This is a genomic window from Brevundimonas sp. 2YAF1 (assembly GCF_052114745.1).
In the GTDB taxonomy this organism is placed as follows: Bacteria; Pseudomonadota; Alphaproteobacteria; order Caulobacterales; family Caulobacteraceae; genus Brevundimonas.
In genome coordinates, this window is sequence record NZ_JBFRFI010000002.1 from 445,795 (window position 1) to 465,681 (window position 19,887).

A 19,887-nucleotide genomic window follows, 5' to 3' on the forward strand; every position below is an offset into this window, starting at 1 on the left:
CTTACTCTAGATTTCGCGCGCCCCCTTCGCGTCAAGTTTGCACGCCAAAAATCTTGGAATCGAGCATCGCATTAGCAGCAAGCAAAGAACCGAGCTTGAGACGGGCGAAGACATATCCCCCGCGTCAGTTTGCGAACGCGGCGGCTTTGACTCAAACTTGGACGTTCACGACCGATCAGTGCGAGGCGACCGTGCCTTCGAGACCAGCCCTAAAGAAGGTCCGCCATCTGCCTTTCTAGGTCAGCCTCAGCATCGGCTAGCGTCCGGGAGGCATATTCAAGCACTACTTGGGCCGCGTAGCCCTGCACAGGAACCGCCCCCACGAAGATGCTTTCGACTCCATCAGGGAGGCGGGCTCCCTCCTCAGCGTCCCAGTTGTAGCAGTAGTAGCGCTCATTGTTGTTGAGAGCGCTCATCCAATCTTGCACCTCAGACCAGATAGAGCCCTCCATGAGAAAATCGGTCTTCTTGGGTCTGCCATATTTTTGTGAGAGTTGCTCCGCGACACGATCTGCAGCTCCCCTGGTAACGGTGCCAAAGTTGTCATTTTCTATTTCAGCACCTACCCCCTTGATCCAAACAATGCCCAGACGCGGCGAAGCCCGAACGACATATCTGTTAAACAACGGGTGCGGCGCAGGCGCCTCTACAATATAGCCACCTTGGCCTAGATCGCTGAGGACCGAGAGGCTATCGAGGGGTGCGCCGAAGGCAATCCCGAAGGGCGAAAACATTGGCTTGGCTCCATCAGTATTTAATTTCGGGTCGATCGAAAGCGGTGATCAAGCAAAGAAGCGCGCCTTGGCAGCTTCTGCAAGTTAATCGACGATTGCCTTGGGCGAACGTCGCAGGACAGCTTACCGACGCCCCCGGCGCTCAGGCTGCGTAGCAGCTCCAATCACGACGGCCATGAGACGCAGACTCGCGTCCCGATCTGGAATGATTGTAGGGTTTGATCACAACAACCCTCGGGGATGCACCGACATGGCCGACGGCGACGTCATCAGCTCTATTCGCGACCGTCTGCTGAAGGAGCGCAACGCGCTTCTCGACCTGTCGACCCGCAACCGGCTGCTGAACACCCCGCTGCGGACCAAGAACAACCGCGCGATCGAAATCGTCGATGAAAAATCGGCCGAAGTCTTCCGCCTTCTGACCTCAAACAAGGCCCTCAGCTTCGTGCCCGGTGCCCAACTGAGCGAGGCGGACCGCGCCGAACTCGATCCCGACGATGACGTCACGGGCGGCATTCCGCAGCCGGAGGACGACGCGGTCGATGATCAGGGACGCGCCTCGCGTCACACGGACACGCGGCTCCAGACCCGCTTGACCTCTGAAGGCCTTCAGAAGCGGCTATTCGACGTCTGGTACGACGCCCAGACCCTGGAGCAGGAACAGGGCGTCAACATTCTTTACCTGGCGCTCGGTCTGCTGCGCTGGTTCGACAGCGACACGTCAGACGTTGCACGGCACGCCCCGCTAGTCCTTCTTCCGGTGAAACTGGAGCGCACCAGCGCCGCCGACAAGTTCAAGCTGCGCTGGAGGGACGAACCACCGTCGCCAAACCTGACACTTCAGGCCAAGATGAAGGCTGAGTTCGCCCTCACCATCGAAGACTTCAAAGACGAGGATGAGGTCGATCTGGCGGGGTACTGCGCCCGACTCGCTGAGACCGTTTCCAACAACAAGCGCTGGGAGGTCCTGCCCGACGCCATGGTGCTCGGCTTCTTCTCCTTCTCGAAATTTTTGATGTATCGGGACCTCGATCCCGACAACTGGCCCAGCGACGCGGGAATCGACACCCGCGAAATGATCAGCGCCCTACTGCGGGACGGCTTCCCGGAAAGCACCCCGCTTGTCGGCGACGACGACGCTATCGACGACATTATCCGTCCGTTGGAACTCCACCACGTCGTCGACGCCGACAGTTCACAGACCGTGGTCATCGCCGAAGCCGCTGGCGGACGCTCCCTTGTGGTGAAAGGGCCTCCCGGCACCGGCAAGTCGCAGACGATTACCAACATCATCGCCGCCGCAGTCGCGCGTGGAAAGAAGGTCCTTTTCGTTGCCGAAAAAATGGCAGCGCTGGATGTCGTGCACCGGCGGTTGCGCCAGGTCGGCCTCGGTCCGCTGACGCTGGAACTGCATTCGAACAAGGTCAACAAACGGACGGTTCTGGAGGAACTGAAACGCACCCGTGACGCTCAGCACAAGCCAGCGCGCGGCGACCTGAGCGTGATCGACAAGTTGGGCGAGACCAGCAGCGTGCTCAATACGTTCGCCCGACGTCTGCACCAGCCACTGAAACCGAGCGGTCTGACCCCCCAGTCGATTCTGGGCCTTCTGGCGCGCTCGCAAGAATCGACGGCGCCCTCGGGCTACGTGCTGACAGGCACCGATCAATGGGATCGCGAGGCCGTGGCGACACGGCGCGCGATGATTGTCGACGTCGCCGAGCGATCGCGTGCGCTTGGACCGGTCCCTGCCAACGTCTGGCGCGGCGTCCGGCGCGACGCCCTCGACCCCGTCGAACGTCAGGCGCTAGGTGACCGCATTCAAGCGCTGACTGTCTCAAAGACCGACGCAGAGCGGCACGCCGATGTCGCGACTGAGATTCTTTCGGCCCCCTCCCCCCACACAGCAGCCGACCTGCACCGATCTCTGGCGTTCCTGGCTCTCACGCCGCTGCCAGGAGGCCTGGATCGATCGGCCCTGACCTCTGCGCCTTGGAGCGATCTCGACGATCTCCAGCGCCTAATCGACGCCGGCCGCGCCTATGTCACCGCCTGGACGAGCGCCGAACAGACCTTCAACGAGGCCGGCAGGATTGCCGATCTTACCCCCATTCGCACGGCGATCGTGACCAAGGGTTCCGGTCTCCTGCGCTTCCTCGACGGGACCTACCGCGCCCAGATCGCCTTGCTGCGCTCCTACGTGACGACTGCTCTGCCGAAAACCTCTGCCGAGCGCCTGGCTCTGGTCGATCAGATGACAGCGGCCCAGAACGCCAAGGCCGCCTTCGCCGCCTCCGAACCGGCCGGGGTCGCGTTTGGCGCCACCTGGAAAGGAGAGAGATCGGACTGGAGCCAACTCGACGCCATCCTGACTTGGCGTCGCGCCCACACGGACCTGCCCCCGATTGCGTGGACGCGCCTGACTGAGGCAGCCGACATCACGCCTATCGAGAAGGCGCGTATCGGCCTGGTGAAGGCATTGCCGGACTTCGAGACGCGCCTCGGCGCCGTTTCCGCCGAGCTCGACCTTGATGTGAAGCGAGCGTTCGGCGTCAGCGCTCCCCCGGCGATCCCGCTTGCAACCCTGGCGACCCGCCTGACCGAGTGGCTGGGCGACCTTGAGGGCCTGAGCCGGTTCATCGCCTTCGCCTCGCGGGCAAGGGCGCTCTCCGACCTCGGCGCAGGAGCCCTGGTTGATGGCCTCCATGAAGGCGCTCTGGATCACAAGACGCTCGGCCCCGCCTTTGAGCGGGCCTATGCCGAAGTCCTGCGGGTCACCCTGTTTACGGCATGGCCGGAGCTGCGGGCCTTCGACGGCGACGGTCATAACAATCAGGTCGCCGCGTTCCGACAACTCGACAAGGCGCGCATTGACCTGGCGCAGGAACAGATCGTCGCCGCCCACGCCGAGGGCCGTCCGCGCGGGGCGAGTGGCATTGGACCGCTGGGTATCCTGAATGCCGAGATGGCCAAAAAGCGAGGCCACCTGCCCATCCGCGTCCTTCTGGACAAAGCTGGGCCTGCGATCCAGCAACTGAAGCCGGTCTTCATGATGAGTCCGTTGTCCGTGGCCCAGTTCCTGAAGCCCGGCGGCACTCAGTTCGACCTACTGGTCATGGATGAGGCCAGCCAGATTGAACCCGTGGACTCGCTGGGCGCCATCGCGCGCGTCAACCAGATCGTCGTCGTAGGCGACGAACGCCAGCTTCCGCCTACCGCCTTCTTCAAGAAGCTGACGGGCGAGGAAGACCCCGAGGAAAGCGACGACGGCATCACCATCCAGGCCAAGGATGCGGAGAGCATCCTCGAACTCTGCCTAGCCAAGGGCGTGCCGCACCGCATGCTGAGTTGGCACTACCGCTCCAAGCACCAGTCGCTGATCGCGGTCTCGAACCGGGAGTTCTACGAGAACAAGCTGTTCATCGTGCCCAGCCCCTATGACGCCGTCGCCGGCATGGGACTGAAGTTCAACCTGATGAAGGACTCCGCCTACGATCGAGGCGGCACGCGGACAAACGCCAAGGAGGCGAAGGCGATCGCGGAGGCGGCGATCCACCACGCGCGCACCAACCCAGAGCAGACCCTGGGGGTCGCGACGTTCTCGGTGGCCCAACGCCAGGCCGTTCTGAAGGAACTGGAACTGCTTCGTCGCGCCAACCCAGACGTCGAGGACTTCTTCAGCGGTGCATCGAACGAGCCCTTCTTCGTCAAGAACCTGGAAAACATCCAGGGCGACGAGCGCGATGTGATCTTCATCTCGGTGGGCTACGGCAAAACCGAGACGGGCTATCTGGCTCACGCCTTCGGCCCGCTCAGCGGCGAAGGCGGTGAGCGACGGCTGAACGTCCTGATCTCGCGAGCCAAGCTGCGGTGCGAGGTCTTCTGCAACTTCACCGGCGCCGACATCGATCTGGAGCGCTCCAGAGCCAGAGGCGTAGCCGCGCTGAAGCTGTTCCTGACGTTTGCCGAGACCGGCAACTTCGGCCTCGGCGAAGTGACCGGCGAGGACTTCGACAGCGAATTTGAGATTCAGGTCAGCGAACGGCTCCAAGCGCTCGGATACGATGTGAAACGCCAGATCGGCGCCTCCGGCTTCCGGGTTGATCTGGCGGTTTCGGACCCCGACAAGCCAGGCCGCTTCACCCTGGGCATCGAGTGCGACGGCGCCCAGTTCCACTCATCGCGGTCTGCTCGCGACCGAGACCGGTTGCGCCAGCAGGTTCTGGAGTCCCACGGCTGGATCATCCACCGCGTGTGGAGCGCCGACTGGTATCTGCGCCCCCAGGCTGAGTTGAAGAAGATCGAAGACGCCATCGCCGCCGCCCGAGCCGAATGGTCGGCGCGCGATGAGGATGGCTACAAACCGGCGCGTGCCGTGCCTGTGTCGTTCGAAGCCGAGCAGATCGACGACGACACGGACCTCATTACAGCGGTGATGGAGACCGGCTCTGCGTTCGTGCACGACCGCAACATGTATGTGGAAGCCGACTTCCCGGTGAACCGCAGCGTCGAACCCCATGAGACGTCGCTGGCTCAAATGGCAGCCTACGTCGTCAAGGTCGTCGAGGCCGAAGGGCCGGTCCATCTCGACGAAATCATCGCCCGGATTCGCATCCTTTGGGGCCTAGGTCGTGCTGGCTCGCGCATTCGCGCAGCGGTCGAGCGCGCCGCCTCAGCGGCGGCGCAGCACGGCCTGATCGAAGGCGAGACGTTCTACGCCATGCCGGGTCAGGCCATCGTCGTCAGAGATCGTTCGATGGTCGGGTCGCTCAGCCTTCGGAAGCCCGGAGCCCTGCCTCCAACCGAGATCGACGCAGCCCTCCAGGTGATCGTAGATGCGAATTTCGGAGCAGGCCGCGACGACCTAGTCCTTGCAGCGTCTCGCGCATTTGGATTTGCATCGACCAGCGCACAGTTGCGGGAGGTCCTGCACGAGGGGGTTGCCCGGTTGGAAGAGCGCGGCGTCTTCATCGTCAAAGGAGACTTGATCGTGAGGGCCGCAGCGTGAGTTGGTTGGGGCTGGATCACTTCGTAACCGTCAAAGCGGCCTTAGGGACACGCGCCGCCGCCGCGCGTTTCCTTAAGGTAGGAGGGCGACGTTCCGCTGCATCTGGTGAAGACAGCGACGATATGGGCACGGCGAGCGACGCAGCGGATTCGCCGCCGATCGTCTTCCACATTGTCTACGAAGACACTGCCGGCAGCGTTTCCCAGCGGATCGTCACCGTACGCAAGGTCGAGATCAGCAGAACCGGCCACATGCTGCTCTGTTTCTGCCACCTCCGACAGCGTGTGCGCCGATTTGCCCTGGACCGAGTCCAGGAGGTGTTCGACGCATCGACCGGCGAAGTTCACGCCGAGCCCAAGGCCTTTTTCCTGGGCCACCCGCTGCTGTCGCAGCCCGAAACTCATGAAGACCGGGCGTTTCGTCTCTGCTCTGATGACCTAACCATCCTCACGGCTGTCGGCGCAGCAGACGGCCGCTTCGACCCGGACGAGCAAGATCAATTGCTGATCCATGTCTTCGACCGTTACGAGGACGGCCCGCTGGATGAAGGACTGTTGAGGCGTCGCCTGTCGCTGCTCACCCCTGACCATGCCAGCTTCTACAAGTCGCTGGCCCGCATCCCTCAGACCGACACCCGTCTTCTGCGCCGATCGCTGAGGAGGATCGTTGAGTCCGATGGAATCCTCGATCCGGCCGAACTCGCGTTCGTGGACACGATCGAGGCCAGTCTCCGTCGGGAAGTCTAGGGCAGCCAGACGCTTCACCTCAACTCGCGAGAGCCGTTTGGAACACTCGAGCCCCTAGACCGCGAGCAACCGCTGCCTTTACAATCGCTCGTCACTAAGCGACTGAAAAGAAACAAATTTGCCTCAGACTACGAATCTGAGGGTCGGACGTTCGAATCGTTCCGGGCGCGCCATTTCTTCTTTCCTTGCATCAGACGTTTCATGAGGCGGACCCGCCCGGGCCCGCCTTTAGCCATGCGCGCTAGCGCCCCTTGACGGATCACGCCTTAAGATTGTTGCCTGGCAGAGGCGAGGCCTGACCATGAGGCGACTCCTGCCTTTCTGACGCCTGATCGTGATCGACGCGGCGTCGCTGAAGGCGCGACGAATTCAGGGGACGGGTCGGCGCTAGCGCCAGCGCGCGAGCCGAGCCACGCCGAGAGCGCGGCCCGCGCCACAGCCTCGGGCAATCTGGCGGACACCAGCGCGTTTTAGGTGGCCAAGGGCGGCTATGTCGCCGACGCCCGCCTCGCCCTCAAAGGACCGCTTCGGTCCCCGGCGGCGCGACGCCCAGCGCCACGCGCCATGTTCTTAAGCGGCCGTCAGCCTTCGACGGAACGCAGGCCCGACACCGAAGCCTGCTGCACCACCGGGCGGCGCTGGCCGCCGGCGGCGATGATCCGGTCGATGCGCGCCTTTTCGGCGCGGAAGGCGGCCAGATCCGAGCCCTCCAGAACGGTGCCCTCCTGGGTCTTCACGCCGGCCGGATTGATCCGCTGACCGCCGCGCCACAGTTCGTAGTGCAGGTGCGGGCCGGTCGAGGCGCCGGTCGAGCCGACATAGGCGACGATCTGGCCCTGGCTGACGCGCTGACCGGCGCGAATGCCCGAGCCGTAGCGCGACAGGTGGCCGTAGCCGCTTTCCAGACCGTTGGAATGACGGATGCGCAGCCAGTTGCCGTAGCCGCCCCAGCGACGGGCTTCGACAACCACGCCGTCGGCGGGCGCCACGATGGGCGTGCCGGTCGTCGCCGCGAAATCCATCCCCTGGTGCATCTTGCGATAGCCCGAGATGGGGTGGGTGCGGACGCCGAAATTGGAGCTGACCCGGCGGAAGCTCTGCAACGGGGTGCGCATCATGGCCGAACGGGTGTTCTTGCCGGTGGCGTCGAAATATTCCGCCGCCTTAGCGCCGGGGCGCTGATAGCGGTAGAAGGCGTGGCCCTTGAGCTCGGCGTAGAGCAGTTCGCCGGTCTCGACCGTGCGGCCCGCCTCGGTCACCGAACGGTCGAAGACCAGGGTGAATTCGTCAGAGGCCTTCACGTCGCGCTGCATGTCAAACTTGTGCGCGAACAACTGGCTGGCGCGGCGCACGACCGTCGAGGTGGCGCCCAGTTCGCGGGCGCTGGCCGACAGGGAACGCTGGACCTTGTCGTTGGCGACCACGGTTTCGTGCGTCACGTTTTCGTCGAGAGCGCGCAGGCGCAGGGCCCCGTCGAAGCTGCGCGACACGGTCAGCTGGCTGGCCGGGCCGGTGCGCATGGTCAGGCCGATCAGGCGGGCGTCGCCGCGGCCGCCGCGCGGCTTGGACACCGCCGTCTCGAATTTCAGACCGGCGCGCAGGTCCTTGAGGTCGAAGGCGCTGGCGATGGTGGCGGCGACGGCGCTGGCTTCCTCGGCGCCGATGCCGGTGCGGCGCACAGCCTGTTCGAAGGTTTCGCCGCGGCGGATTTGAACGGGGATGGCCTCGGGGGCCGTCAGACCGGCGGGCGCGCCGGCGGCGGCGTAGGCCTGGGTCTCGAGATAGGCGAACTGTTCGGACGTCAGCGCGGGAACTTCCTCGGCGCGCGCCGGTTCATAGGCTTGACCCGCCATCAGGGCGATGGCCACGGCTGCGGCCGTCGTCAGGAGATGCGGCGCGAGCCGCATGGGCTGGCGGCGCGGATCGAACTGAGCCATCGGTCCCCGGCAATCGACGACGCCTCGCAGCGCCAAACCACTCGAATCATGGATCGCGTCCAGGTCCCCCCGGAAACGCGAAGCGAGCGATATAGCCCGTCCGTCCCAACTTGGGAAGCGCGCAGGTTACAATTGGTTAACTTGGCCGGGTGAACGCTGAGTATTCCACCGTTTTCCCAGGATCTCCCGACATCAACGGCCCTTTTCTTGCCTTGCTCGACTGAACAGTGACTGAAGCGACACGCCCCAGTGTTCATGCGGCCACAACTGTTGTCCGCGAGCAATCTGTGGCGTTGTTGCCCCTCCTTCCGCCGCCGAACGCCGAGCGCCTTTGACCGACGACACTCCTGCTCCCCAGCCCCAGCCCCAGCCTCAGGCCCGCCGTCGCCCGGACTCCGTCGCCCGGACGATGCTGATCGTTCTGCTGATCGGCGTCCTGCTGCTCGTTGTCCTGGCCGCCGCCCTCTATCTGAACCGGCGCGCCGCCGCCCGCGAACTGCTGACCGACTGGCTGGACCGCAAGGGAATCGACGCGGACGTCGAGGTCGAACAGCTCGAGATGGACGGCTTCGTCGGCAAGATCGTCATCGGCGACCCGCGCAATCCTGACTTCAAGGTCGAACGCGTCGAGGTCGACTACGCCCTGGGCATGCCCTGGTCCAAGACCGGCCTGGGCGTGACCCCCAGCCGCATCCGCCTGATCCGCCCGCTGGCCAGGGCCAGTTGGACAAAGGGCCAACTGTCGTTCGGTTCGCTGGACCCCCTGATCAAGGATTTCCTGGCCAAGCCGCCGCGTCCCGACATGCCCGGCCCGCTGGTCATCGTCGAGGGCGGCCGCGCCCGCATCGACACCGAATACGGCCCGGTGCAGGTCCTGGCCGACGCCCGCGTCGACGACGGCAAGCTGATGCAGTTGTCCGCGCGCCTGCCCGCCGCCTCGCTGAAGAGCGGCGAGACCGAAGCGCGAGGCCTGAGCGCCGTCGTCGACCTGACCACCGTCGGCGACCGCGTCGCCCTAAAGATCGAGGCGGAGGCCGAGCGCTTCTCCCTGAACGGCGGCGGCGGAACGACCGCCCGGCTAAACCTGACCGGCGACCTGCCCTATCCTGACTTCAAGGCCCGTCGCGGCGACGGGCGCGCCGTCATCGTCGCCCGCCTGACCGCCGACGCCCTCAAGGCCGGCGGGATCGAGGGACGCAAGACCGAAGCCTCGCTCGACTTCGACGGCCGGACCGAAGGCTGGACCCAGACCTTCCGCGTCGACGGCAAGGGTCGGACGCGTGTTCGCGCCCAACGCCTGACGGGTCAGGGGTTGGAGGCGCGCGGCGCCGACATCGCCCTGAGCCGGGCCGACGTCACCGTGGCGCGCGGCGAACGCGGCCTGGAATGGCGGATCGCCTCTCCCGCCGCCATCACCCTCGACAGCGGAGCCTCGGGCGGGACGCGGCTGAGCCAGGCCACCCTGTCGTCCGGCGGCCTGATCGCGGGCGGTCGCGGCGACGCCTTCGAGATCGAGGGACCTCTGGCGCTGACGGCGGGACGGCTGGCCGCGGGCGACCTGACCCTGAACGACGCGCGCGGGCGGTTGGCGCTGGACGTCGTGCGCGACGGCGTGACCCGGATCACCGCCACCGGGGCGCTGGGCGCGTCGCGCGCCGCCTGGACCGTTTTCGGCGCGCCGGCGGCGGACGACCTGCCTGAACTGGCCGAGCTGAAACGGGCGCTGGGCGCCTTCGCCGTGGATGCGCCGGGGCTGAAGCTGGCCACCGGCAGCGCCGGGACGGAGCTGACCCTGACCCGCCCGATCACGGCCCGTCCGGCCAACGGCGGCGTACTGACCCTGACCCCCGCGCCGACGCCCCTGTTCGCGGCCGAGCCGGATCAGGCGGGCGGGGGCGCCCTGAGCCTTACCGCGCAGCGCGGCGGGGGCCTGCCCGAAGCCCACTTCGCCGTGCCGTCGTGGAGCCTGACGAAGGGCGGCTTCCGCGCCCGGCTGGACGGCAAGGCGGCGCTGGACTTCGGGCCGGGCCGCAACATCGCCCTGTCGACCCAGGGGGAACTGGCGTCCGGCGACGGGCGGCTGACCTATACGACCCAGGACTGCATCCCCGTCAGCGTCGAACGGCTGGAGTTGGGCGAGAACGACGTGACGGATGTGGCGGGCCGGTTCTGCCCCGCCCACGCCCCGCTGATCACGGTCGCGGACAGGAGTTGGCGCGCCGAGGGCACGCTGGCCGACGTCGCCGCCTCCGCCCCCTTCCTGGCCATGCGTTTCGCCGACGCCCAAGGCCGGCTGGTCGTGGACGGCAAGCCTTCCGGCCTGTCGATGACGGCGACCGTCGCCCGGGCCCAGGTCGCCGACACCACCGATCCTCAACGCTTCCTGCCGCTGGCCGCGACCGGCGAGGCGCGACTGGCCGGCGACGTGTGGAGCGGCGGGTTCGACCTGACCCGTCTGGGCCATGCGGTGGGCCGCGTCGACCTGCGTCACGACAGCAAGGCCGAGGCCGGCGGCGTGACCATCAGCGCGCCCGACCTGACCTTCACCGCCCAGGGGCTTCAGCCCGACGACCTCAGCCCGCTGGCGGCCGACTATCTTAAGTCGCCGGTCGAAGGCTCGGCCGCCTTCGCGGGCCGCTTCGACTGGTCCCGGACCGCCACGACCAGTTCGGGCCTGCTGACCACGCCCGGCCTCGACTTCACCAGCCCGGCCGGCAAGGTGAAGGGGCTAAAGGGCCGGGTCGAGTTCACCAGCCTGACGCCGCTGATCACCGCGCCCGATCAGGTGCTGACGGTCGATCGGCTGGAGTCGGTCACGCCCCTGACCGATCTGGCGCTGCGCTTCGCTCTGGACGAGAAGGCGCTGAATCTGTCCGGCGGCAAGATCCAGGCGGCGGGCGGCCGCATCAGCATCGAACCGCTCAGCATTCCGCTGACGCCCGGCCAGCCCTGGGGCGGGGTGATCGTGGTCGAACAGGTTCAGCTCAACGACCTGCTGAAGAGCGCCAACCTGCAGGAAAAGGCCAAGCTGGATTCCGTCGTGTCGGGCCGCCTGCCCTTCACCTACGCCCCCGATGTCGGCTGGCGCATCACGGGCGGCGTCCTGAACGCGGTCCGCCCCGGTCGTCTGTCGATCCAGCCCGAGGTCTTCGACGACCTGGAGGCCGCGGGCGCGACCGAAGGCGCCGCCGCCCTGCCGCCCAACACCATGCAGGATCTGGCCTATCAGGCGATGCAGGACCTGGCGATCAGCGACCTGAGCGCCGAGGTCAACAGTCTGGACGCAGGGCGTCTGGGCGTTCGCTTCCACATCCATGGCCGCCACGATCCGCCGGAACGCCAGCAACTGCGCCTGAGTTGGATGGACGTGATCCGCCGCGACTTCCTCAAGAAGAAGCTGCCCCTGCCCTCCGACACGCCGATCGACCTGACGCTGGACACCACCTGGAACGCCAACCAGATCGTGTCCGACCTGATGGAATACGCGCGCCGAGGCGAAACGCCCCCAATCGCCCCTTGAGATACGGCGCCGCTTTGTTCAGAACCCATTCACCCGCGGCGGCGTTAGATCGTCACGACCTTAACCGCCGCCTTCGGAGATCGGCCCCATGATCAGCAAGCGTGAGATCGCCGTCGTTCTCGGCCTCGCCGCCGTCAGCGTGGCCGCCTGCTCGCCTACGGTGAACATCAAATTCAGCGAGCCGCTGCAGATCTACGCCAAGCTGGACGCCGACATTCGCATCAAGCTCGACCAGGAACTGCAGAACCTCCTGCGCGAAAACCCCAACCTGTTCTGACCGAAAGAAAGGGGCTGAACATGAACCATCGCAAGCTCTTCGTCGCCGTCGCCGCCGTCGCCGCTCTCGGCGTGGCCGCCGGCGCCGCCGTGGCCCAGACCGCCTCGCAAAAGGCCCTGGTCGATCAGGCCAAGGCCGCCGGCGCGGTCGGCGAGCAGGCCGACGGCTATCTCGGCGTCCGCACCTCGGTGACCCCAGACACCCAGACCGCCGTCAGCGCCACCAATGCCGGCCGCCGCCAGGCCTACGCCCGCAGCGCCGCCGACGCCGGCACCACGGCCGAGGTCGCGGGCGCCCGCATGTTCGAGACCCAGCTGCTGCCGCGCATCAGCTCGGGCCAGTGGTACAAGAACGCCGCGGGCCAGTGGGTCCAGCGCTGATCTGATGCGATGAGAACGCTGCGGGTCAGGGGTCGGGCGGGACGTTTCCTGCTGGCCCTCGGCCTGGCGGCCGCCATCGCCGCCGTCGCGGTTCTGGGCTTGGCCGGATACTGGCGGCTGATCGGCGGCGGACCCATGTCCGTCCACGGCTGGATCGCCATGGGTTTCGGCGTGCTCAGCACGGTCGGCTTGGCCTGGGGACTGATGACCCTGGCCTTTCGTTCCGATCGCGAGGGCTGGGACGACCGGGTCGACAATCGACTGGACCCCGGCCGGGATGAGGCCGAAGACGACGACCTCCACTACTGATCCTCTCGGAGCCCGTCATGCGTTTCGCCCTGCTGCTCTCCGCCCTGTCGACCGCCGCCGCGCTGGCGGCCTGTTCGCAACCCGCTGGAAAAGCCCCGATCGCGCCGAAAGAGGCGCGCGCCCTGGCCGGGGTCGATCTGGACCAGCCGTTGCGCGTGCTGGGGACCGAACCCTTCTGGGCCGTCGACATCACCCCGCAGGGCTTGACCTATTCCGGCGTCGACCGCCCCGAGCAGAAGGCCGCCAACTCCGGCCCGACGCTGCAAGGGACAGTCGCGGTCTGGACGACCCAAACCGAAGCCAGGGCCCCGCTGGTCGTCACCCTGATGGCCACGGACTGTTCCGACGGCATGAGCGACCGCACCTATCCCCTGACCGCCAAGGTCGAGATCGGCGGCGAGACCCTGACCGGCTGCGCGGCCTCCAGCGCGGCGATCGAAAAGGCCGGCGAATCCGGCCGCGTCGAATAGGGCGTCTGGCGCCGAGTTTGCTCCTAAGGCCACAGGCCGCTTAACGCTTCCCAAAGCGGCGTCGTTTCATGGTGGCCGCATGACCCCGGTTCAGACGCCTATCGATCTTCGCCCGCTGACCGCCCTTCGGTTCATGGCGGCCCTTTGGGTGGCCCTCTACACCTTCTGGCCCAACCTCGACGTCGGTTTCATCCCGAACCTGACGGCCAAGGGCTATCTGGGCGTCGAGCTGTTCTTCGTCCTGTCGGGCTTCATCCTCAGCCACGTCTATCTGCACGCCTTCGCCGAGAAGCGCTTCTCCTATCGCGGCTTCCTGTGGGCGCGGATCGCGCGGGTCTATCCGCTGCATATCGTCACCCTGCTGGGCGTCATGGCCCTGGGTCTAGCGGCGACAGCCGTTGGGATGAGCATCGACGGCGGCGTCCTGAGCTGGAAGACCCTGCCCGCTCATCTGCTGATGGTCCACGCCTGGGGCTTCGCCAATTCGGCGGGCTGGAACCACCCGTCCTGGTCGATCTCGGCCGAGTGGTTCGCCTATCTGGCCTTCCCCCTGTTCGCCCTGGCCGCCTGGCCGCTGAGGAAACGGCCCTGGGTCGCCACGGCGGGCGCGGCGGTCTTCCTGATGGGGCTCTACGCGGCGTTTGAGCGTCTGGCGGGCTTCCCCCTGACCGAGGCCACCTTCCGCTGGGGCGCGCTGCGCATCGTCCCCTGCTTCACCTTTGGCTGCGCCCTCTACCTGGTCTATCGCCGCGCGCCCCTGCCGCGCGCAGGGCTGATGGCCCTCACGGCCGCCGCCGTCATGATCGCCAGCGCCTCGGTCCTGGCCTGGGACGCGATCACGGTTCTGGCCGCCGGCCTGCTGATCCTGGCCCTGGCCTCCCTGCCCAACGGCCGGGCCGGCGGGCTGGCCTCCAGGCCCGCCGTCTACCTCGGAGAGATCAGCTATTCGGTCTACATGGTCTGCGCCCCGTGGCAGATCCTGGCGGTCAATCTGGCCGCGCGCGCGACCGGAGCCGAGGACAAGCGGCTTCACGTTCTCGTGTGGCTGGGGATAGTTCTAGGCTTGATCGCCGCTGCGGCGGCCACCTATCACCTGATCGAACGCCCGGCCCGCAAGGCGCTGCGCGGGATGGCCGAACGACGCCGCGCGCCTGTGGATGAGGCGGAGAAACAGTCCGAAACGGTTCTTCAACCTTCGGACGCTATCGTCTAAGGCTTGGTCCGCGTTTTAGTCGGGAGCACGCCAGATGATGAAACGGCTCACAGCCGCCGCAGTTGCGGCGACCTTGGGATTCTTCGCCCTCGGCTCCGCGCCGGCCAAGGCCGACGACTCCTACTGGCAGTGCGTGACCTTCGCCCGCATGTTCTCGGGCATCCAGCTCTTCGGCGACGCCTGGACCTGGTGGAGCCAGGCGGTGAACAGCTTCCGCACCGGCCGCGCCCCCGAAACCGGCTCGGTTCTGGTCTTCCAGCCCAGCGGCCGGATGGACAAGGGCCACGTCGCCGTCGTTTCCGACATCCTGACCGACCGCGTCATCCGCGTGACCCACGCCAACTGGGGCGGCAGCCGCGGCAAGGTCGAGGAGAACGTCACCGTGGTCGACGTCTCCCCCTCGGGCGACTGGAGCCGGGTCAAGGTCTGGTACAATCCGATGAATGCCCTGGGCACCACCGTCTATCCGACCTATGGCTTCGTCTACAAAGGCGCGCGCGACGCCTTCGACAACGGCCGCCAGATGGCCGCCAACGCCGCCGAGGCCCGCGCCGGCAACTGAGTTTTCGGCGCCGTTCGGGCTGGCCCTCGGGGACCGATCCGGCGATAGATGGCGGATGACCGACGCCCCCGACGACATTCGCGGCCCAGATATTCGTGGAAGGGCCATCGAGACCGCCAAGCACGAGCCGACCGGCATCACCTACGCCGGCTACCTGTCGCTCGACGTGCTGCTGAGCGCCCAGCATCCGCGCTCCGACCAGCATGACGAAATGCTGTTCGTCATCATCCACCAAACCAAGGAACTGTGGCTCAAGCAGATCCTGCACGAACTGGCCCTGGCCCAGACGCTGGTGCGGTCGGGCGATCTGGTCCCAGCCTACAAGAGCCTAGCGCGGATCAGCCGCATTCAGGCGGTGATGACCCAGAGCTGGGACATCCTGGCCACGATGACCCCCTCCGACTATCTGAAATTCCGCGGCGACCTGGGGTCCAGTTCGGGTTTCCAGAGCGACCAGTTCCGTCGCCTGGAGACCATGCTGGGGCTGAAGGACCCGCGCTTCCTTCGCTTCCACGCCGAACGCCCCGAAGCCTACGCGGCGCTGCAGGCGGCCATCGAGGCCCCCAGCCTCTATGACGACGCCCTGCTGCAACTGTCGAAGGCGGGCCTGCCGGTCCCGGCCGAGGTGCTGAACCGCGACGTCAGCCAGACCTATGAGCCGTCCGAGGGCGTCGAGGCCGCCTGGCTGGAGGTCTATCGCGACACCGAGCGCTGGTGGCCCCTGTATCAGTTGGCCGAAAAGCTGGTCGATCTGGACGACGCCCTGCTGACCTGGCGGCACAAGCATGTGGTGACGGTCGAACGTATCATCGGCCGCCGTCAGGGCACGGGCGGCACCGACGGCGTCGGCTATCTGGTCGAGACGCTGAAGCGCCGCTGCTTCCCCGAACTGTGGTCGCTGCGCACCAAGCTGTAACGGGCGCGAAATCGGTTTGGACGCGTCGCGTCCAAGCTCAGATATTCGCGCCAGCATCATGGCCGCAACCTTCGCTGCGGGCGTGGGTTTATCCCAGCGTCAGCCACGGAGGCCTCTGGTGAACACCCCCAACAGCCACGACGTCAAGGTTCTGAACGCTCTGGCCGCCGGCGCCGTCGACAGCGCCGACGGCTACGCCGAGGCCGCCGCCGTAACCGAGGACGCCCGCTATCGCGACCTGTTCGCGCGCCGCAGCGAGGAACGGCGCCGGATCGCGACCGAGCTTCAGGACGCCGTGCACGGCCTGGGCGGCCAGCCGGAGGACGACAGCTCCATCCTGGCCAAGGCCCAGCGCGCCTTCACGGACATCAAACACGCCCTGGTCCGCGACGAGGCGACCGCCCTGCACTCGGTCGAGCGCGGCGAGGAGCATCTCCATGCCCGGTTCGAACACGCCCTGGCCGATGAATCCCTGTCGGCCACCACGAAGGAAACCATCCGCCGCGCCTACGCTGCGGTGAAGGTCGGCCAGGACCAGATGCAGGACCTGAGACGCAGCCTCGAAGGCCAGCACGACGCGGATAATCCGCTGTTCCCGCAGTAGCGCTCAAGCAGCAAGCCGCCGCGCGGCGCGCGCTAGCGCCCTAAAAAGAAAAAGGCCCCGGCGTTTCCGCCAGGGCCTCGATCATTTCAGCGCAGAGCCGAAGCTTGGGATTAAGCCTCGTCGCCCTTGTCGGCCGAACCGGTGACCGGAACAGCAGCACCCTTGGCCGGGCGAGCGATCTGACGCTCGGCGATCCGGGCCGACTTACCGCGACGGTCGCGCAGGTAGTAGAGCTTGGCGCGACGGACGACGCCGCGACGCTTCACTTCGATGGAGTCAATGTTCGGCGACAGGATCGGGAAGCGACGCTCCACGCCTTCACCGAAGGAAATCTTGCGGACCGTGAAGGTCTCGTTGATGCCGCCGCTGTCGCGGGCGATGCAGACGCCTTCGAACGCCTGGATGCGTTCGCGCTCGCCTTCCTTGATCTTCACGTGGACGCGCAGGGTGTCGCCCGGTTGGAAGTCAGGGATGGTCTTGCCTTCGAGCAGGCGGGCTTTTTCTTCGGCAGCGATCTGCTGGACGATGTTCATTCTATTCTCCTCGGGCTTTTGCGCCCTTTGCCTTTGATTTGGCGGAGCCAGGCTCCGCAGTCGTCTTTGCAAGATGCGCCGCCCAGAGATCCGGGCGCCGTTCCTGCGTGGTCGTTTCCCGCTGCGCCTCTCGCCATTGCGCGATCTTCTTGTGATCGCCCGACAGCAGCACCTCGGGAATATCGTGCCCCTCGAACGTCCGCGGTCGCGTGTACTGCGGGTGTTCCAGAAGACCATCCTCGAAACTCTCGGACGACAGGCTGTCTGCCGCGCCAAGCACTCCGGGGATCAGTCGTACGCACGCCTCGATCGCCACCATGGCCGCCGCCTCGCCGCCGGCGAGAACCGCGTCTCCGACGGAGACCTCCTCGAACCCGCGGGCGTCAAGCACCCGCTGGTCCACCCCCTCGAAACGACCGCAAAGCACGACGATTCCGTCGGCCTTGGCCCATTCCTTCACTCGCGCCTGCGTCAGGGGTCGACCGCGTGCGCTCATGTACAAAAGCGGCCGAGGCGGGCCCTCTAGACTATCTAAAGCCCGGGCCACCACGTCCGCTTTAAGCACCTGTCCAGGGCCGCCACCCGCGGGGGTGTCGTCCAGGAAGCCGCGCTTATCTTCGGAAAACGCCCGAATGTCCAGCGTCTGCAGGTCCCACAGCCCCTTCTCGCGCCAGGCGGTGCCGATCAGCGACACGCCGAGCGGCCCGGGAAAGGCCTCGGGGAACATGGTCAGGACGGTGGCGGTAAAGGGCATGGCGGCCCTTTACCGCTCTAAAGCCGCAAACGCGAGCCTCAGGCGCTCGGCTTGCCGCCCCCCGCTGCGATCCAGGCGTTGACCTGATCGGCCAGGACGTCCAGCGGCACCGAGCCGGAGCCGAGGACGACGGCGTGGAAGTCCTTGATGTCGAAGCGGTCGCCCAGGGTCGCCTCGGCCTTGTGGCGCAGTTCCTCGATCTTCAGCTCGCCGATCTTGTAGCTGGTCGCCTGGCCGGGGTTGGTGATGTAGCGCTCGACCTCCTTGCCGATGTCGCGTTCCGACAGCAGCGAGTTCTGGCGGAAATAGTCCATCGCCTGTTCGCGGCTCCAGCGCTTGGCGTGCAGGCCCGTGTCCGTGACCAGGCGCACCGCGCGCCACAGCTCGGTCGAGAGGCGGCCGAAGTCGGAATAGGGGTCCTGATAGAAGCCCATCTCCTTGCCCAGTTGTTCGGCGTACAGGCCCCAGCCCTCGGCGTAGGCGCCGTAGCCGCCGAAGCGACGGAAGCGCGGCAGGCCCTCGATCTCCTGGGCGTAGGCGATCTGGAAGTGATGCCCCGGCGCGCCCTCGTGATAGCTGATGCCCTCGATCTGGGGCTTCAGCACCTGGGTCATGTCGGACAGGTTGACGTAGTAGATGCCCGGGCGTGAACCGTCCGGCGCCGGGGCGTTGTAGAAGGCGATGGAGGCGGTCGCCTCGCGGAACGGCTCGACCGCGCGGACCTCCAGCGCCGCCTTGGGCAGGGTCGAGAACCACTGCGGGGCCACCGCCATGACCTGGGCGATGAAGCCGCGCGCGTCGGTCAGATACTGCTCCTTGCCCTCCGGCGTGTTGGGGTACTGGAAGCGCGGATCGGTCTTCAGGAAGACGAAGAAGTCCTGGAGCGAGCCGGTAAAGCCGATCTTGGCCTTGACGGTTTCCATCTCGGCCTGGATGCGGCCCACCTCGTCCAGACCGATCTGGTGGATCTGGTCGGCGGTCAGGTCGGTCGTGGTCGAGAGCTGCAGGCGGGCGTTGTAATAGGCCTCGCCGTTCGGCAGCCGCCAGACGCCCGCGTCGCTGTCGGCCATCGGCTGGACCTCGGCCAGGGCCGTTAGCACGGTGTCGAAGCCGCGCTTGTAGGGGCCGGTCAGGGCGGCGCGGGCCGAGGCCAGCAGTCGTTCTTTCGTCGCCTGATCGGCGTCCAGCGCCCCGACCTTCTTCTGGAAATCGGCCCAGACCGGGTTGTCGGCGCCATTGTCGAAGGGCGCGCCCGTGATCACCGCGCGGGTGTTCTCGATCGAGGGCGCGAAGACGAAGCGCGGCGAGACCACGCCCTCGGCGGCCCGCGCCTTCAGCGTCGTCGCCACCTGACCCATGTAGCGTTCGGCCTCGCCGATGCGGGCGACATAGGCCTCGGCGTCCGAGACGCTGCCGATGCGATGGTTGTTGATCAGGAAGACCGGCAGGCCGGTCGTCGGATTGCCGTTGGCCGCGAACTGGAAGTTCCAATCGCGCCACTGGTTCGACAGGCGCGCCTGCTGCACGCCGTATTCGAACAGCCGCCAGGACAGCCTGCTCTGGGCGTTCAGCTTGGCCGGGTCGAACTCGGCCTTCATCCGGGTCAGTTGCCCCTCTTGCAGCGCCAGGGCGCGCTCCGACGCCGCGTCGGACACGTCGTCCAGCTTGTCGTAGTCGGTCTTCAGGCCCAGCGACGTCATCGACTGCGGGCTGAGGGCGATCCGTTCCTGGAAGGCCTGGTCGAAGAAGGCGTTGAGACGCACGTCCTCGCTCTGGGCCTGAGCAGACGCCGACGCGGGCGCGACGGCCTGAGCCATGGCGACGGGTGCTGTGGCGCAAAGCGCCAGAACGGCGACGGACGAGATCAGAAAACGACGCATGAAACCCCCTCGGAACTGCGAGGCGACACTGTTCCCGCATAGAA

At 66.5% G+C, this 19,887-nt stretch carries 16 protein-coding genes and 1 tRNA gene; 12 read left to right on the plus strand and 5 right to left on the minus strand.

Going from position 1 to position 19,887, the window contains the following annotated elements:
- Nucleotides 1-209: 209 nt before the first annotated feature.
- Nucleotides 210-734, minus strand: coding sequence for a hypothetical protein (locus tag AB4Y68_RS04755; protein WP_441454362.1), 525 nt, complete (start codon nucleotides 732-734; stop codon nucleotides 210-212).
- A 250-nt stretch (nucleotides 735-984) separates the two neighbouring features.
- Here AB4Y68_RS04755 and AB4Y68_RS04760 point away from each other — a divergent pair, with 250 nt between their 5' ends.
- The 3 genes from AB4Y68_RS04760 to AB4Y68_RS04770 all read left to right on the plus strand — a co-directional run bounded on the left by AB4Y68_RS04760 (nucleotide 985) and on the right by AB4Y68_RS04770 (nucleotide 6,661).
- Entirely contained in the window at nucleotides 985-5,742 is a 4,758-nt protein-coding gene (locus AB4Y68_RS04760; protein WP_441454363.1) for a DUF3320 domain-containing protein, read from the plus strand.
- Nucleotides 5,743-5,864: 122 nt separating this feature from the next.
- Nucleotides 5,865-6,488 carry a WYL domain-containing protein gene (locus tag AB4Y68_RS04765; RefSeq protein WP_441454364.1) on the plus strand — a complete coding sequence of 208 codons (624 nt, stop codon included), beginning with the start codon at nucleotides 5,865-5,867 and terminating at the stop codon, nucleotides 6,486-6,488.
- A gap of 61 nt (nucleotides 6,489-6,549) precedes the next feature.
- Nucleotides 6,550-6,661 (plus strand) — tRNA-Arg (locus AB4Y68_RS04770).
- Between the two features lie 408 nt (nucleotides 6,662-7,069).
- Here AB4Y68_RS04770 and AB4Y68_RS04775 read toward each other — a convergent pair.
- Nucleotides 7,070-8,425, minus strand: coding sequence for a peptidoglycan DD-metalloendopeptidase family protein (locus AB4Y68_RS04775; protein WP_441454365.1), 1,356 nt, complete (start codon nucleotides 8,423-8,425; stop codon nucleotides 7,070-7,072).
- Between the two features lie 331 nt (nucleotides 8,426-8,756).
- Here AB4Y68_RS04775 and AB4Y68_RS04780 point away from each other — a divergent pair, with 331 nt between their 5' ends.
- The 9 genes from AB4Y68_RS04780 (at nucleotide 8,757) to AB4Y68_RS04820 (ending at nucleotide 16,676) form a co-directional block, all read left to right on the plus strand.
- Nucleotides 8,757-11,945, plus strand: coding sequence for an intermembrane phospholipid transport protein YdbH family protein (locus tag AB4Y68_RS04780; RefSeq protein WP_441454366.1), 3,189 nt, complete (start codon nucleotides 8,757-8,759; stop codon nucleotides 11,943-11,945).
- 88 nt (nucleotides 11,946-12,033) lie between these two features.
- Complete coding sequence (locus tag AB4Y68_RS04785) at nucleotides 12,034-12,222, plus strand: YnbE family lipoprotein (RefSeq protein ID WP_431566299.1); 189 nt, start codon at nucleotides 12,034-12,036, stop codon at nucleotides 12,220-12,222.
- 20 nt (nucleotides 12,223-12,242) lie between these two features.
- Nucleotides 12,243-12,602, plus strand: coding sequence for a YdbL family protein (locus AB4Y68_RS04790; RefSeq protein WP_441454367.1), 360 nt, complete (start codon nucleotides 12,243-12,245; stop codon nucleotides 12,600-12,602).
- A gap of 9 nt (nucleotides 12,603-12,611) precedes the next feature.
- On the plus strand, nucleotides 12,612-12,911 hold the full coding sequence (locus AB4Y68_RS04795) for a hypothetical protein (protein ID WP_441454368.1): 300 nt from the start codon (nucleotides 12,612-12,614) through the stop codon (nucleotides 12,909-12,911).
- Between the two features lie 17 nt (nucleotides 12,912-12,928).
- On the plus strand, nucleotides 12,929-13,381 hold the full coding sequence (locus tag AB4Y68_RS04800) for a COG3650 family protein (RefSeq protein WP_441454369.1): 453 nt from the start codon (nucleotides 12,929-12,931) through the stop codon (nucleotides 13,379-13,381).
- A gap of 79 nt (nucleotides 13,382-13,460) precedes the next feature.
- The gene (locus tag AB4Y68_RS04805; RefSeq protein ID WP_441454370.1) at nucleotides 13,461-14,594 is read left to right on the plus strand and encodes an acyltransferase family protein; all 1,134 of its coding nucleotides are present in this window, start codon (nucleotides 13,461-13,463) and stop codon (nucleotides 14,592-14,594) included.
- Nucleotides 14,595-14,628: 34 nt separating this feature from the next.
- The gene (locus AB4Y68_RS04810) at nucleotides 14,629-15,156 is read left to right on the plus strand and encodes a CHAP domain-containing protein (RefSeq protein ID WP_441454371.1); all 528 of its coding nucleotides are present in this window, start codon (nucleotides 14,629-14,631) and stop codon (nucleotides 15,154-15,156) included.
- A 55-nt stretch (nucleotides 15,157-15,211) separates the two neighbouring features.
- Nucleotides 15,212-16,072 carry a tryptophan 2,3-dioxygenase gene (locus AB4Y68_RS04815; protein ID WP_441454372.1) on the plus strand — a complete coding sequence of 287 codons (861 nt, stop codon included), beginning with the start codon at nucleotides 15,212-15,214 and terminating at the stop codon, nucleotides 16,070-16,072.
- 118 nt (nucleotides 16,073-16,190) lie between these two features.
- Nucleotides 16,191-16,676 (plus strand): PA2169 family four-helix-bundle protein, encoded by a 486-nt coding sequence (locus AB4Y68_RS04820; protein ID WP_441454373.1) that lies wholly within the window; start codon nucleotides 16,191-16,193, stop codon nucleotides 16,674-16,676.
- Nucleotides 16,677-16,786: 110 nt separating this feature from the next.
- On the opposite strand, the gene rplS is transcribed toward AB4Y68_RS04820, so the two are convergent.
- Genes rplS through AB4Y68_RS04835 form a run of 3 tightly spaced genes read right to left on the minus strand, consistent with a single transcriptional unit; the run spans nucleotide 16,787 to nucleotide 19,843 of the window.
- Nucleotides 16,787-17,209: a 50S ribosomal protein L19 gene (gene rplS / locus AB4Y68_RS04825; RefSeq protein ID WP_431564349.1), complete on the minus strand. Its 423-nt coding sequence runs from the start codon at nucleotides 17,207-17,209 to the stop codon at nucleotides 16,787-16,789.
- A 1-nt stretch (nucleotide 17,210) separates the two neighbouring features.
- The gene (trmD, locus tag AB4Y68_RS04830; RefSeq protein WP_441454374.1) at nucleotides 17,211-17,963 is read right to left on the minus strand and encodes a tRNA (guanosine(37)-N1)-methyltransferase TrmD; all 753 of its coding nucleotides are present in this window, start codon (nucleotides 17,961-17,963) and stop codon (nucleotides 17,211-17,213) included.
- Between the two features lie 38 nt (nucleotides 17,964-18,001).
- On the minus strand, nucleotides 18,002-19,843 hold the full coding sequence (locus AB4Y68_RS04835; RefSeq protein WP_441454375.1) for a DUF885 domain-containing protein: 1,842 nt from the start codon (nucleotides 19,841-19,843) through the stop codon (nucleotides 18,002-18,004).
- Nucleotides 19,844-19,887: the final 44 nt, after the last annotated feature.

Coding starts and splice junctions, on each gene's coding strand:
- AB4Y68_RS04755 (WP_441454362.1), bottom strand. CDS start 734: ATGTTTTCGCCCTTCGGGATTGCCTTCGGCGCACCCCTCGATAGCCTC.
- AB4Y68_RS04760 (WP_441454363.1), top strand. CDS start 985: ATGGCCGACGGCGACGTCATCAGCTCTATTCGCGACCGTCTGCTGAAG.
- AB4Y68_RS04765 (WP_441454364.1), top strand. CDS start 5,865: ATGGGCACGGCGAGCGACGCAGCGGATTCGCCGCCGATCGTCTTCCAC.
- AB4Y68_RS04775 (WP_441454365.1), bottom strand. CDS start 8,425: ATGGCTCAGTTCGATCCGCGCCGCCAGCCCATGCGGCTCGCGCCGCAT.
- AB4Y68_RS04785 (WP_431566299.1), top strand. CDS start 12,034: ATGATCAGCAAGCGTGAGATCGCCGTCGTTCTCGGCCTCGCCGCCGTC.
- AB4Y68_RS04790 (WP_441454367.1), top strand. CDS start 12,243: ATGAACCATCGCAAGCTCTTCGTCGCCGTCGCCGCCGTCGCCGCTCTC.
- AB4Y68_RS04795 (WP_441454368.1), top strand. CDS start 12,612: ATGAGAACGCTGCGGGTCAGGGGTCGGGCGGGACGTTTCCTGCTGGCC.
- AB4Y68_RS04800 (WP_441454369.1), top strand. CDS start 12,929: ATGCGTTTCGCCCTGCTGCTCTCCGCCCTGTCGACCGCCGCCGCGCTG.
- AB4Y68_RS04805 (WP_441454370.1), top strand. CDS start 13,461: ATGACCCCGGTTCAGACGCCTATCGATCTTCGCCCGCTGACCGCCCTT.
- AB4Y68_RS04810 (WP_441454371.1), top strand. CDS start 14,629: ATGATGAAACGGCTCACAGCCGCCGCAGTTGCGGCGACCTTGGGATTC.
- AB4Y68_RS04815 (WP_441454372.1), top strand. CDS start 15,212: ATGACCGACGCCCCCGACGACATTCGCGGCCCAGATATTCGTGGAAGG.
- rplS (WP_431564349.1), bottom strand. CDS start 17,209: ATGAACATCGTCCAGCAGATCGCTGCCGAAGAAAAAGCCCGCCTGCTC.
- trmD (WP_441454374.1), bottom strand. CDS start 17,963: ATGCCCTTTACCGCCACCGTCCTGACCATGTTCCCCGAGGCCTTTCCC.
- AB4Y68_RS04835 (WP_441454375.1), bottom strand. CDS start 19,843: ATGCGTCGTTTTCTGATCTCGTCCGTCGCCGTTCTGGCGCTTTGCGCC.